Origin of the sequence: Pradoshia eiseniae (assembly GCF_002946355.1) — a bacterium.
Taxonomy (GTDB): domain Bacteria; phylum Bacillota; class Bacilli; order Bacillales; family Pradoshiaceae; genus Pradoshia; species Pradoshia eiseniae.
On sequence record NZ_PKOZ01000003.1, the window covers coordinates 64,004 to 75,891 of the forward strand.

The following is an 11,888-nucleotide window of genomic DNA, read 5'->3' on the forward strand; positions in this document are numbered from 1 at the left end:
TCTATTGCTACAATTCTAATTGTTCCTTGAGCTTCTCCTGTACCTTTAATTTTTCTTCATCTGATATTATCTCAAAGTACAATTCTTTTCCATATTGTTCATCATATATTTTTTCACTCGTACTTTCCATCTCGATTTGCTCGATGGCTTGGGCCGCTGAGCGATAGTTTTTCTGAATATCAAGCATTTGGTTAAAGGTCAAATTCGTTCTAATATTATCGCCAAGGGTCTCAAGTATATCTCGATACTTCGTCAATGTAGAGAAGCTGGCACCTTTATCGATAATGGCCTCAAGCACTTCTCTCTGCCTTGTTTGACGGCCAAAATCACCGCGGGCATCCTCATATCTCATCCTCGAGAAAGCCAAGGCCTCCTTGCCGTTTAACTTGATTTCTCCTTCAGCAAAATGGGTTCCTCCATGCGTAAATTCCTCATAGTTCATGACCGTTACGCCGCCAAGGGCATCAACAATTCCCTTGAAGCTCTCCATATTGATTTGGACGAAATAATCAATTGGAATATCAAGAAATTGCTCAACGGTATCCGTAGCTGTTTCCACACCGCCATAGGCATAAGCATGATTGATCTTTGAGGTGATGCCCTTGCCTGCAATCTCGGTCCGGGTATCCCTTGGAATACTAACCATTTCAACGGATTCCTTCTCTGGATTGACCGCGAGAACCATGATGCTATCAGAACGCCCAGTATCGCCTTGCCTTTCATCAACGCCCAATAATAAAACGGAGAATGGTTCAAGCTCCTCAAGAGAGATTTCTTCCTCACGCATGTCTGTCTGTTCTTTTTCTTCATACATCGTATCTACCGCACCAGTTATAGATTGATAGAATGAAACACCATAGGTGCATCCTGCCATGATCATCAGGAGCATCAGCACACCTATGATTCGCTTCCAATTCTTCTTTCTCTTTCTCCTTCTCTTCTTCATTAAATTACACCTTCTCTATTCTTATGGTTCATTTTTTTGGATTCCACAAAACGCCCCGACTGTCATCCTAATCCTAAACAGAAGGAGATTGGTAATGTTGGAAAGCACTAGAAATACTATACCACTTTCTTAGAAAAAACATAAAACAATATCGAAATTTGTAAACACGTGTCATATAAACTCTTTAAATGTAAAATAAATAACATCTTTCTGTAATATAAATGACTCACTATCTGCAAAAAGAAAGGCAAAACTTTACTTTATCCCAAGGAAAGTTTTGCCTCACAGTTACTCATACATTCCATATACGGTCAATTTGACATTGCCCTTGATTGATTCTCACATGATAGACATCCGGGTTTGTCATGCTTTTCCATGCGGAAAAGCCATATTCAGGGTTCAATTGCTGAAGCATTAAGGTCAGCAGGTTCCCATGTGTCATGATGCCGATATGAGTGCCTGGACCGCTTAGCGCCTCTTCAATGACCTCAAGCCCCCTAGCGCCTGCCTCTGCCCCTGATTCCCCGCCTTCAAGCTTTTTATCGAGGTCAAGAAAGGATTCTTCAAGAAGCTGAAGCCAATTCGGCAGGTCTTGACCTGCAAGAACTCGTTCAGAAAGACGTATGTCCTCTTCTAAGACAATTTGCTTCTCCTCAGCAATTTGACGGCAGGAGTCCAGTGCCCGTTTATAAGGACTTGATATTAAGCGATCAAGAGGGATTCCTCGAAAAAAACGTGCCAATTCTATGGACTGTTTCTTCCCCTTAACTGTCAGCCGGCACGCAGCATCCTGCCCCTCTGCCTGGCAATGCCTCATCAAATAAATATGCTTCATCCCATTTCCCCCTATCAACCATTCCTTTTTCTGGATTATTCTATTATATCAAATGCTATCCATCCAGTAAGCTGTATCGCTATAATAGAAGAAAGAAAAAAGGAAGGAGCATTTAATATGAAGCAATATCATTTAATCGTATCCGGCCTTGTTCAAGGAGTCGGCTTCAGGTATTATACAGAACGAATTGCCTTATCTATGCAAATAAAGGGCTGGGTTAGAAATCTGCCCGATGACACGGTCGAGATCGTTGCTCAAGGAACTGAAAGCGCTTTATTAGCATTTATAAAGGAGGTTAAGAACAGTCCAGGATTCAGCCGTGTGGATGATGTAAAAATCCACGAACAGCCGCCCGAAAATTTCACAGCTTTTAAGATTAAGTAAAAATTTACAAAACGACAGAATACTCTCTTTTATTACAGTAAACTTTCCTTTCTGTTACATTTCGCCTACAAATCTAGTAATTTTATGTCAATTGGTCTAAACTTAGCTAGTATTTTCAATACAAATTACTAACTTTGTAGGGGGTCACCATGAAAAAGAAAGTATTATCTGTTACGGCAACGGCTGTATTGTCTTCCGTTCTTTTTGCCAATTCCGCTTCTGCCGCTGTTGTGACGGTTGTTAAAGGAGATACATTGTCCCAATTAGCCGTTAAATATAATACAACTGTATCAGCTATCAAAAAAGAGAATAACCTGACATCTGACATGATTTACATAGGTCAGACATTGAATATCGGCGAATCATCTTCAGCTTCTGCTTCTACTCAAAAGTACACAGTGAAGTCCGGGGATTCTTTATGGAAAATCGCTACTAAATACAATACAACTGTTTCCAACCTTAAGTCTTGGAATAATTTGAAGAGTGATACCATTTATCCAGGTCAAGTACTAATCGTGAGCAAATCCGGCTCAACTGGGTCTGGCTCAAGCACTTCTACTTCAACTGAAGCACAACGCATGGTCGCTACAGCGAAAAGCTTGATTGGCTCACCATACGTTTGGGGCGGCACTACGCCTAGCGGCTTTGATTGCAGCGGCTTCATCTATTATATTGTGAAGAAGGAGCGCAGTGATTTCACGCGCACGAATGTGGCTGGCTATTACTCATCCATGAAAAAAGTCAGCAGCCCGGCTGTCGGCGATTTCGTCTTCTTTGAAACCTACACGTCTGGCGCTTCCCATATGGGTATTTATATTGGCAACAATAAATTTATCCACGCAGGCTCCAGCGGTGTTAAGGAAGCGAGCCTTGACACTTCATACTGGTCTTCAAGATACCTAGGCGCACGCAGTCTATAATGATAGGATACCCGAATGAGCGACACACTCATTCGGGTATTTTTTATGCCCATCCACATGAATAGACTTTTCGCTATTGCACATTCTATTCGTAAACCGGATGGCAAGGAGGAAAAACGATTGGGAAAGAACCATTTTCATGTATTGTATACGGCTATCCCAGGGCATACAGAAGCAGATTATTGGGCCCATCCTCACCCGTCCATAAATTGTCAAAAAGGACTGACCATCCTTGAAGACGGCACTTACATGATTATTGAGCAGAGAAAGTGGGTTGAGCAGGAAAGCATTGGCTACCTCATCACCAAGGATGAGGCACTAAATGAGATTCTCCAAGCGGGCAATCTTACCTTATTAGAGCAGCCAAGCTTTAAAGAGCTTAAAGACCTGTATTTAAAAAGAACGAGGCCGCAATAAGCTAAAGTCACTTACTCTTTCTCAACCCAATCACCGTCATCATTTTTCTCATATTTCTTTTTAACAGCACTCCATGCCACCTTAAAGGCTGTTTCTTCTTCATCATATTCCTCGGAGGCTGAATTAAAGGCTTCTTTAAATATTTCCTGTGCATGACTTGGCAGAGAATCTTTTACAGCTTCAGGCAGATCCTTTTTGGAATCATATGGCATCTATCCACCACTCCTTTTTCTCCCTATATTTCCTCTCTCCCGCATCCTTAAACCCATTAAAAAAGCTGCCCTCTATGCCTTCTGGCTTTGAGAGCAGCTTATTCAATAAGCATTATTCGCCTAAATCAACATTATGATATACCTGTTGGACATCCTCAAGGTCTTCAATCGCATCAATCATCTTCTCAAATTGAGCTTGTGCTTCTGCATCAAGCGTGATGTCGTTTTGAGCAAGCATTGTCAATTCTGCCACAGTGAACTCTGTAATGCCGGCATTCTTGAAAGCTTCTTGTACAGCATGGAATTGATCTGGCTCCGCATATACGATGACCGCTTCATCTTCTTCAAGAATGTCACGTACATCGACATCTGCTTCCATCATCATTTCCAATACTTCATCAGCGTTTTTCCCTTCAATACCGAAAACCGCTGTCGCATCAAACATGTAAGAGACAGAACCGCTCACACCCATGTTACCGCCATTCTTCCCGAAAGCGGCACGAACATCAGAAGCTGTACGATTCACATTGTTTGTCAAGGCGTCTACGATGACCATTGAACCGCTTGGTCCGAAGCCTTCATAACGAAGCTCATCATAGCTTTCCTCTGAACCGCCTTTTGCTTTTTCAATTGCACGGTCAATGATATGCTTTGGTACACTGTATGTTTTCGCGCGCTCAAGCACCATTTTCAAAGCTTGGTTTGATTCTGGATTTGGCTCACCCTGCTTGGCTGCCACATAAATCTCACGGCCGAATTTCGCATAAATGCGGCTTGTGTTCTTATCTTTGGCCGCTTTCTTTTCTTTAATGTTATTCCATTTACGTCCCATGTAATAAACACTCTCTTTCTAATATATCTACTCAAGAATAGTAATACGAAACAGGCAACCACTTCAATACCTTTTGAAATTTTGTCCCTTTTATTAAAAGTAATATTCTGCTTACTACACAGCTTTACCAACTTTTTACTTATTGTATCACAATCCTATAGTTCCTGCCTTTTAAATAATTTGATTGCTAAGATTAGCAAAACCGCTATCAATGCCATCAGAACAAGCATAGGAGCCATGATTGGCCCATCCTGTCCAATCATGACCTTGCCAGCGTTATCAATCAGTGCTGAGGGTGTATATTTCTCTATCCCAGCAGGAAAATACTGACCAAGCTTCGTTAAAGCAAGATAGCTTCCATAGCTGATAAATCCCGCAAAAACCGCGCTCTTCATAATAGAAGAAAACAGGAGCGTCAGTGTTACACACAGCAGGATTAAGATGAGGTACGGCAGGGTTCCTTGGACGATTGCTCCCCAGTCCATTTTCCCGTCAAAGAGAACCCTCGTATAATAGACGGTCAACAGCATCCCGAACAAGAAAGAAACAACCGATAGCATTGAATAGGCCGCCCATTTGGCCAATAAATAGCCGCTTCGGCCAGTTGATTTGGATAATACGAGCGCTGAGCTCCCTTTCTCCCGCTCTGAGGCCACGGTCCCCATCATGACGAGAATGAGCACGATTAAGCCAAGCTGCTCAAAGTTAGCAAATATCCCGGCAAGAATATCACTCGCCGTGCTCTCAGGGACCACAATCACTGTTCCTTCTGGAAGATCCTGCTCAATCAGGCTTGGAAGAAGCTTCATCGTTATCGGGAGTGTCACCATAATGATGGCAAACGCAAATGGGACGATGATCAGCTTATAAGACCGTTTCAGTTCCAGCCATTCCTTCCAGAGCATTGCTCCAAATATCGCCATTACGCATTCACCACCTTGAAGAAAATATCCTGCAGAGACAAAGCCTCTATCCGGTAATCCGTAATGACGCCTGCCTCCTCTTGAATAATCAAAGGCAGCTGAGCCTTTGCCTTCTCCAAATCATTCACCACAACACGATAGGATGTGTTTGATGCTTCGATACGCTCTGCCCAAGTCTGACTTGTGACAGCCTCGACGATTGTTTGATTTGGAGCGAGAAGCTGGAATTTGATGGCGGAGCCGGCATATTCCTTTAGCAAATCTTGCTTAGCGGAAGATAATAATAATTGCCCTTTATGCAAAATGAGGATATGATCAGCCGTTTTCTCCACATCATCGAGGATATGGCTGGACATGAAAATCATATGGTCTCTCTTCAGCTCCTCAATCAGCTCGAGAACCTGATGACGGCCCATAGGATCGAGAGCTGAAACAGGCTCATCCAAAAGCAGCAGCTTCGGCTCATTAATAAGCGCCTGTGCAAGACCAAGCCGCTGTTTCATCCCGCCGCTATAGCCGCCAATCTTCCGCTTCCTGGCCTCCCATATGCCGCATCTCTTTAACAGACGCTCAGTGCGAAGCTTAATCTCCGTTTTGCTCAGCCCGAATAGCTTACCAGATAACATCATCCACTCCTCACCCGTCATATAATCATAATAGGCTGGGTTTTGAGGCAAATAGCCAATCAGTTTGGCTATATTCTTCTGGTCCCTCTCTACATCATACCCTTCAATTTGTATCCGTCCTGAAGTCGCCTTAGCTAGACCAGCCATGATTCGGATGGCGGTTGTTTTTCCAGAGCCGTTGCTTCCAATGAACCCATAGCACCCCGGCCCGTCAATGGAAAAGCTTATTCCCTTCAACGCGGGAAAGCCTTGATAGGATTTGGTCAATTTTTCGCATCTTATCATCTTAATTGTCCTCTTCTTGTATGAAGTCCTTCTTGCCTGCGACCAAATATAGAACAGGGCCAATCGTCGAGAACAACAGGATGACAATCACCCAAACGAACTTCTTCTCTCCCTTGACTCCCCTTTTATCCCTTTTGGCCAAATCGACTAAAGCAATAATCTTTAGGACAAATTCCATGAGTATAAGCGGAAGGATTATTTGCAATTGCTGACTCATATAACTCACCTCAATTTTTATTATTAAGTATTTAAGTAAAGACTTAATTATAGTATAGTGGATTTTTTTCTTAAAAAGAATAAAAATATTACTTGCAGAATTCTTTTTAATTTCACAATTTAGTCACAATATGTTACGATAATTGTAACAATATTATTAAATATTTCCTGAAAAGGATGGGATTACATGAAAATTAAACATTACGCATTATTAACTGTATCTATTATTTTCGCTATAATCGGACATTTTAAAGTATCTACTAGTGTACAGCCAAACGGTATTGAAATTTATACAAACCCTTCTGTCTTAGCAAACATTTCAAACGGTGTCCTTTTAGGGGGAGTCTTATTCTTCATCGGTATGGCTATTTTAACCTATTCCCTTTACCACATCGTGAAAGAACACGCTTAATAAATAATAAGGTTCCCGCAGTCTCACCATGAGACTGCGGTTTTTTTGTTTGGCCGTTTTCGTAACGTTTGTTGCTTTTGTATAAACAGGGAAGCTTCTATCCATCTTGCGGTACAATTGAGTGGAGAGCACCTTCTTGAACAAAAGGGGAGTTTAGCGGAAGAAGGATTTAGTATACTTAAAAAAATATATATAAGAATCTTTATATTTAGGAGAGCTACTTATATGGAGGTCAAAATGGTGAATAAACTTATATTAGGAATAATGATGACTGTATCTATATTCTATTTATCAGGTTGTTTTGATTCTGAAACTAAAACCTCCGTTGAGACACATCCAGATGCAAAAGAGGTATTAAGTCTGAATGAAAATGCAAATATTCTCCAATGGGAAGGATTAATATATGAGACTGATATTGAATGGGTAAATGAATTAGAACTTATCAAAAAAGGATCGGTTGGCGAGATTACTGGATTATTTACAAACGGAGACGCCAAATTATTTAAAAACGGTATGGCAAACAAATTACCAATAGGAGCAAAAATTTATTCAACAAACACAAATGGCATTTTAATTGTTGAATACAACGGCGAAGAAAAGTATTATTTAGCTTTAGTCGAAGGGTAATAGCCATCTCATAAGGATAATCATATTTGTGAAATTATGTACTTAAAGTAACAGGGGCGATAGTCCAATAACAAGTGCAGCCACTTCCTTTTTGGAGGTGGCTATTTTCATATCAAAAACAAGCATTAAACAATTGAAATAATCCTTTGTCCCGGATAATCTTTTGATTAAATTTCTATATTTAGTCCTGCTACCTATTCCACTCCCGATCTTATCAAACATCTTGGCACTCCGCATGAACTGACATCCTCCATTCACCTAAAAGAAAAACCTCCATCCTTCTCCAATTCACCTCCCTCTTCCTCTTTCTTTGCCTGACCCTCATGGTAATTCTCCATCATTTTCGGTTTCATTCGTTTTTTTAGGCGAATTCCGCTAGAAAACAGACTCCTCTGATGAATAACAACTTGTTTTGAGAGCTTTTGTCATGAGGCAGGAAAAGCTCGCCACGCATGAAGAATACATGTACACAAGAGAAAAATAAAACCTATAACAAGTTGAAGGGACTGTTTAAATATGAAAGACAATCAAATCTTAAGAGCATATTCAATTAAAGAGGTTTCACGCAAAATCAATGTTCCGGCTGGGACCATTCGCCAATGGGAAAAAGATTTAAATGGTGTGCTGGCCATTCCCCGTTCTAAGCAAGGCTCCCGCTTTTATACTGAAGTGGAAATCGCGATTCTGAAAAGGATCAAGGAAATGCGAGATAAAAATTTAAGCAAGGATATCATTAAGGAGATGCTTCAGAAGCATCTGAAAGATGGCCAGAACTTGGCTAAGAAACCAGATTCAAAGCTCCCTTCCGAATTGACCGCAACCTCTGTGGCGGTCATCGAGAAGCCGCAAGAGCCGAAGCTTGAGGTTGAGGAATTCCTGCATGCGATGGATGCCTATAAGACGCAATTCATGAAGGAAATGAGCAATGAGATGCGCAATAACCGGCATCTAATGATTGAAGAGGTCAAAAAGGAAATCTCACAAGGCTCCATTGATACCATCAAAGGCTTATCAAAGTCGATTCAGCGATCAACTCTAAAAACAAACAGCGAGCTCAAACAATTATCTCAAAACGTTTCGAGGTCTTCAGAGCGTACCTCTGAAACAGTCGAAACCTTGACTAGGAGCATTGCGAAGTCCTCAGAAGGCGCCTTTGAATCGTTTTCCAAACGAATATCTGAGGCAGCAGCCGAAGGCTATCGTGACCTGCTCTCTGACCTCTCCTCTTCCGTGTCTGAAGCGCAAAGCGAGATCAAGAGCGTAACGGAGGCCATATACCAGGACCGCGAGCAATACTTTGAGACGATGAATAAGGAGCTTGAGCAATACAGGCACGACATCAGACAACGCGAGGAAGCCTTCCAGCAAATGGTCACGAGCTTCCGTGATGCGGCCCCAACAAAGGAAAAAGAAAAAGAGAAGGAAAAACCAAAAACGATCAAGCTCAAAGAACATAAGAAGGAAAAAAATAAGGATAAGCTGAAAACAGTCCAAACGAAACCGGCCAAGAAGGCTCCTGTGCAAGAGGCTGCCCCGGAAGAAAAAAAGTGGTGGAATTTCCGAAGAAAAAGTAAATGACCGATTAGTCCCATGAAAAATTAATTCTAAAAAGAAAGGTGAATATAAAATGAATACAAATGATATCGCCAATTCATTAGGCGTTTCCTCAAGCACCGTCAAACGCTGGGTAAAACAATTAGGGATTGAGCCAAGCCGGAATGCTAAGGGCCATTTTATCTACACACAGAGTGAATTTGACCAGCTGTACACCTTCCATCAGGACCAGCTAAAACAAGAGAACCCGCTGACATTCCTTCCGCCTGAAAAGGATGAACAAGTGCATAAGCTTGAAGACAAAGTTCAGCAATTACAGCTGCAGCTCTATAAAAAGGCAGATGGCGTTACCTCTGTCCAGCTTCTTAACCATCGCCGCGAGATAGAAGATTTGCTCGAAGTAGTTGAAAAGCTCGAGGAACGGATTGAGCAACTTGAGATGCAGATGAACAAATCAAAAAAACCGCCTGCTAAAGTGGAGCCAATCTCACTTGATGGTCCCCTTACCTCAAAGAGGAAGCGCAAGCGTAAAATCATGGGCATGATGTTTGGATTATAGATTAAGAAAGCTGGGGATACCCCCGGCTTTTCTTATGCCCAGCTTGTCATTCATCTGTTATGATGGAAAAGACTGCTATAGGGAAAGAAGGGAATGCGATGAACTACCAAGCAAACAGCGCACGTTATGAATCAATGTCATACAGGCGATCTGGCAAAAGCGGGGTGCTATTGCCGGCTATTTCACTCGGTCTATGGAAGAACTTCGGCGGAGAGGTACCGTTTGAACAATCACGCAAAATGGTATTAAGAGCATTTGATCTTGGTATCACTCATTTCGACTTGGCCAATAATTATGGACCGCCATATGGTTCAGCCGAGGAAACATTCGGTCATATCTTGAAGAAGGATTTGCTCCCTTATCGGGATGAGCTGCTCATTTCGACCAAAGCAGGCTATGATATGTGGCCGGGACCATACGGCAATTGGGGTTCGAGAAAATACTTGATTGCCAGTCTAGACCAAAGCTTAAAACGGATGGGACTAGAGTATGTCGATATCTTCTATTCGCATCGTCCAGACCCGCACACCCCGCTTGAGGAAACGATGGGAGCACTCGATTATGCGGTCCGTTCCGGAAAAGCGCTTTATGCAGGCATATCGAATTACAGACCCGAGGAAGCAAAGGAGGCTATCTCCATTCTGAGAAGGCTCGGTACCCCTTGCTTGGTTCATCAGCCGCGCTATTCCATGATCGACCGCTGGATTGAGGATGGGCTGTTAGACTTGCTTCATGAAGAGGGAGTCGGCTCCATTGCATTCAGTCCGCTTGGCCGCGGCAGACTTACGAATAAATATGTCCTGAAGCTCGAGGCTGAAGAGAGCCGCTCATCTGAATTAAGGCTCTTTACTGAGCTTTCGAATTTTGCGGGCAATCGCGGACAAACCTTGTCACAGCTTGCCCTTTCCTGGGTTTTGCGTGAAGGCGGTGTAACCTCTGCCATCATCGGGGCTAGCCATGTTAGCCAAATTGAAGAAAATATGCAAGTCCTAAGCCAGCCTCCATTGACTTCAGAGGAATTAACTGAACTGGACAGCATTTTATCTCATTCCCATATAGGATAAAATGAATCTGCCCCCTTCCATCGAAGGGGGCTTTTTTTCTTCCGCCACATTCCTATTCTAAAATCTCTGTTTGGACCTGCATGAGAGTTTCACTTTTACATATATATAATTAAGATTCATTCATAAGCATGACATTATCTTCTTTTTGACGAAAGATAGCCTTAGCCTTTATGATTAATAGTTATAGAGATGACGTTTATCAATATTATAAATTTATAGAAAGACTGTGAGGTGAATCCCATTTGGATTCAAATTTATTATTAGCATTTTCATTAACCTTGATGGCTGGTTTGGCAACAGGGATAGGAAGCTTAATTGCCTTCTTGACGACACGTACTAACAAAGCCTTCCTCTCTATATCTCTCGGTTTCTCTGCTGGTGTCATGATATATGTATCGATGGTTGAGATTTTTGTAAAAGCGAAGGATGCCCTTGTCGGTGAACTCGGTTATGAACGTGGTTACACAATGACCGTAATCGGATTTTTCTTCGGAATTCTGCTGATAGCCATTATTGACCGGGTTATCCCAAAGCAAGGGAATCCTCATGAACCTCAGAAGGTAGAAGATATGAACAAACCAGCCAGCGAGATACAAAACCAGGCGCTAATGAAGATGGGGGTATTTACCGCCCTTGCGATTGGCATTCATAACTTCCCTGAAGGCATCGCAACCTTTACTTCAGCTCTCCAAGACCCAGGTCTTGGTATCGCCATAGCAGTTGCCATCGCGATTCACAATATTCCGGAGGGCATTGCGGTTGCTGTTCCCATTTATTTTGCGACAGGCAACAAAAAGAAGGCCTTCAAGCTATCCTTCCTATCAGGTCTTGCAGAGCCTGTCGGTGCGCTGTTTGCCTATTTGATTCTCATGCCGTTCTTAAATGATTTAATGTTCGGCTTCATCTTTGCTGCCGTTGCTGGAATCATGGTTTTCATCTCACTTGATGAACTTTTGCCCGCAGCGAAGAAATATGATGAAAGTCATCATGCCATATATGGACTCATCGCGGGTATGGCCCTTATGGCAATCAGTCTCCTGCTATTCATTTAAAAAAACGATGCCCTCTTTTTAGTA

The 11,888-nt window shown here is 42.3% G+C and carries 16 protein-coding genes; 9 read left to right on the top strand and 7 right to left on the bottom strand.

The features are described 5' to 3' along the window. Positions 1 to 7: 7 nt before the first annotated feature. Together CYL18_RS07200 and CYL18_RS07205 are read right to left on the bottom strand one after the other, a co-directional pair. Complete coding sequence (locus CYL18_RS07200) at positions 8 to 946, bottom strand: LCP family glycopolymer transferase (protein ID WP_104848818.1); 939 nt, start codon at positions 944 to 946, stop codon at positions 8 to 10. A gap of 292 nt (positions 947 to 1,238) precedes the next feature. Next, positions 1,239 to 1,781 carry a histidine phosphatase family protein gene (locus CYL18_RS07205; RefSeq protein ID WP_104848819.1) on the bottom strand — a complete coding sequence of 181 codons (543 nt, stop codon included), beginning with the start codon at positions 1,779 to 1,781 and terminating at the stop codon, positions 1,239 to 1,241. A gap of 117 nt (positions 1,782 to 1,898) precedes the next feature. Between CYL18_RS07205 and CYL18_RS07210 the strand changes: the two genes are divergently transcribed. The 3 genes from CYL18_RS07210 (at position 1,899) to CYL18_RS07220 (ending at position 3,502) form a co-directional block, all read left to right on the top strand. Next, positions 1,899 to 2,165 carry an acylphosphatase gene (locus CYL18_RS07210; protein WP_104848820.1) on the top strand — a complete coding sequence of 89 codons (267 nt, stop codon included), beginning with the start codon at positions 1,899 to 1,901 and terminating at the stop codon, positions 2,163 to 2,165. A gap of 149 nt (positions 2,166 to 2,314) precedes the next feature. Further along, positions 2,315 to 3,085, top strand: a complete 771-nt coding sequence (locus CYL18_RS07215; RefSeq protein WP_104848821.1) for a C40 family peptidase — start codon at positions 2,315 to 2,317, stop codon at positions 3,083 to 3,085. Between the two features lie 120 nt (positions 3,086 to 3,205). Next, complete coding sequence (locus CYL18_RS07220) at positions 3,206 to 3,502, top strand: hypothetical protein (RefSeq protein ID WP_104848822.1); 297 nt, start codon at positions 3,206 to 3,208, stop codon at positions 3,500 to 3,502. An 11-nt stretch (positions 3,503 to 3,513) separates the two neighbouring features. Here CYL18_RS07220 and CYL18_RS07225 read toward each other — a convergent pair whose 3' ends face one another. From CYL18_RS07225 to CYL18_RS07245, 5 genes are all read right to left on the bottom strand, one after another. Further along, entirely contained in the window at positions 3,514 to 3,714 is a 201-nt protein-coding gene (locus tag CYL18_RS07225; RefSeq protein ID WP_104848823.1) for a ChaB family protein, read from the bottom strand. 112 nt (positions 3,715 to 3,826) lie between these two features. Next, positions 3,827 to 4,546, bottom strand: a complete 720-nt coding sequence (locus CYL18_RS07230; RefSeq protein WP_104848824.1) for a YebC/PmpR family DNA-binding transcriptional regulator — start codon at positions 4,544 to 4,546, stop codon at positions 3,827 to 3,829. A gap of 155 nt (positions 4,547 to 4,701) precedes the next feature. Further along, positions 4,702 to 5,469, bottom strand: a complete 768-nt coding sequence (locus tag CYL18_RS07235) for an ABC transporter permease (protein ID WP_104848825.1) — start codon at positions 5,467 to 5,469, stop codon at positions 4,702 to 4,704. Continuing rightward, a complete protein-coding gene (locus CYL18_RS07240; RefSeq protein ID WP_236636301.1) occupies positions 5,469 to 6,380 on the bottom strand; it encodes an ABC transporter ATP-binding protein in 912 nt (303 codons plus the stop codon). The genes CYL18_RS07235 and CYL18_RS07240 overlap by 1 nt, the downstream gene beginning before the upstream one ends. A 1-nt stretch (position 6,381) precedes the next feature. Beyond that, the gene (locus CYL18_RS07245) at positions 6,382 to 6,597 is read right to left on the bottom strand and encodes a PLD nuclease N-terminal domain-containing protein (protein WP_104848826.1); all 216 of its coding nucleotides are present in this window, start codon (positions 6,595 to 6,597) and stop codon (positions 6,382 to 6,384) included. Between the two features lie 186 nt (positions 6,598 to 6,783). Between CYL18_RS07245 and CYL18_RS07250 the strand changes: the two genes are divergently transcribed. From CYL18_RS07250 to zupT, 6 genes are all read left to right on the top strand, one after another. Further along, positions 6,784 to 7,008 (top strand): hypothetical protein, encoded by a 225-nt coding sequence (locus tag CYL18_RS07250; RefSeq protein WP_104848827.1) that lies wholly within the window; start codon positions 6,784 to 6,786, stop codon positions 7,006 to 7,008. Between the two features lie 225 nt (positions 7,009 to 7,233). Next, on the top strand, positions 7,234 to 7,635 hold the full coding sequence (locus CYL18_RS07255; RefSeq protein WP_236636304.1) for a hypothetical protein: 402 nt from the start codon (positions 7,234 to 7,236) through the stop codon (positions 7,633 to 7,635). Positions 7,636 to 8,151: 516 nt separating this feature from the next. Beyond that, positions 8,152 to 9,213, top strand: a complete 1,062-nt coding sequence (locus CYL18_RS07265) for a MerR family transcriptional regulator (RefSeq protein WP_104848829.1) — start codon at positions 8,152 to 8,154, stop codon at positions 9,211 to 9,213. Between the two features lie 49 nt (positions 9,214 to 9,262). Further along, positions 9,263 to 9,748, top strand: coding sequence for a MerR family transcriptional regulator (locus CYL18_RS07270; RefSeq protein ID WP_104848830.1), 486 nt, complete (start codon positions 9,263 to 9,265; stop codon positions 9,746 to 9,748). A gap of 98 nt (positions 9,749 to 9,846) precedes the next feature. Then, entirely contained in the window at positions 9,847 to 10,812 is a 966-nt protein-coding gene (locus tag CYL18_RS07275) for an aldo/keto reductase (protein ID WP_104848831.1), read from the top strand. A 242-nt stretch (positions 10,813 to 11,054) separates the two neighbouring features. After that, positions 11,055 to 11,864, top strand: a complete 810-nt coding sequence (gene zupT, locus CYL18_RS07280; RefSeq protein WP_104848832.1) for a zinc transporter ZupT — start codon at positions 11,055 to 11,057, stop codon at positions 11,862 to 11,864. Positions 11,865 to 11,888 lie beyond the last annotated feature (24 nt).

Excerpts from the sequence above, each read along its gene's own strand:
- CYL18_RS07200 (WP_104848818.1), bottom strand. The coding sequence starts at position 946 with ATGAAGAAGAGAAGGAGAAAGAGAAAGAAGAATTGGAAGCGAATCATA.
- CYL18_RS07205 (WP_104848819.1), bottom strand. The coding sequence starts at position 1,781 with ATGAAGCATATTTATTTGATGAGGCATTGCCAGGCAGAGGGGCAGGAT.
- CYL18_RS07210 (WP_104848820.1), top strand. The coding sequence starts at position 1,899 with ATGAAGCAATATCATTTAATCGTATCCGGCCTTGTTCAAGGAGTCGGC.
- CYL18_RS07215 (WP_104848821.1), top strand. The coding sequence starts at position 2,315 with ATGAAAAAGAAAGTATTATCTGTTACGGCAACGGCTGTATTGTCTTCC.
- CYL18_RS07225 (WP_104848823.1), bottom strand. The coding sequence starts at position 3,714 with ATGCCATATGATTCCAAAAAGGATCTGCCTGAAGCTGTAAAAGATTCT.
- CYL18_RS07230 (WP_104848824.1), bottom strand. The coding sequence starts at position 4,546 with ATGGGACGTAAATGGAATAACATTAAAGAAAAGAAAGCGGCCAAAGAT.
- CYL18_RS07235 (WP_104848825.1), bottom strand. The coding sequence starts at position 5,469 with ATGGCGATATTTGGAGCAATGCTCTGGAAGGAATGGCTGGAACTGAAA.
- CYL18_RS07240 (WP_236636301.1), bottom strand. The coding sequence starts at position 6,380 with ATGATAAGATGCGAAAAATTGACCAAATCCTATCAAGGCTTTCCCGCG.
- CYL18_RS07245 (WP_104848826.1), bottom strand. The coding sequence starts at position 6,597 with ATGAGTCAGCAATTGCAAATAATCCTTCCGCTTATACTCATGGAATTT.
- CYL18_RS07250 (WP_104848827.1), top strand. The coding sequence starts at position 6,784 with ATGAAAATTAAACATTACGCATTATTAACTGTATCTATTATTTTCGCT.
- CYL18_RS07255 (WP_236636304.1), top strand. The coding sequence starts at position 7,234 with ATGGAGGTCAAAATGGTGAATAAACTTATATTAGGAATAATGATGACT.
- CYL18_RS07265 (WP_104848829.1), top strand. The coding sequence starts at position 8,152 with ATGAAAGACAATCAAATCTTAAGAGCATATTCAATTAAAGAGGTTTCA.
- CYL18_RS07270 (WP_104848830.1), top strand. The coding sequence starts at position 9,263 with ATGAATACAAATGATATCGCCAATTCATTAGGCGTTTCCTCAAGCACC.
- CYL18_RS07275 (WP_104848831.1), top strand. The coding sequence starts at position 9,847 with ATGAACTACCAAGCAAACAGCGCACGTTATGAATCAATGTCATACAGG.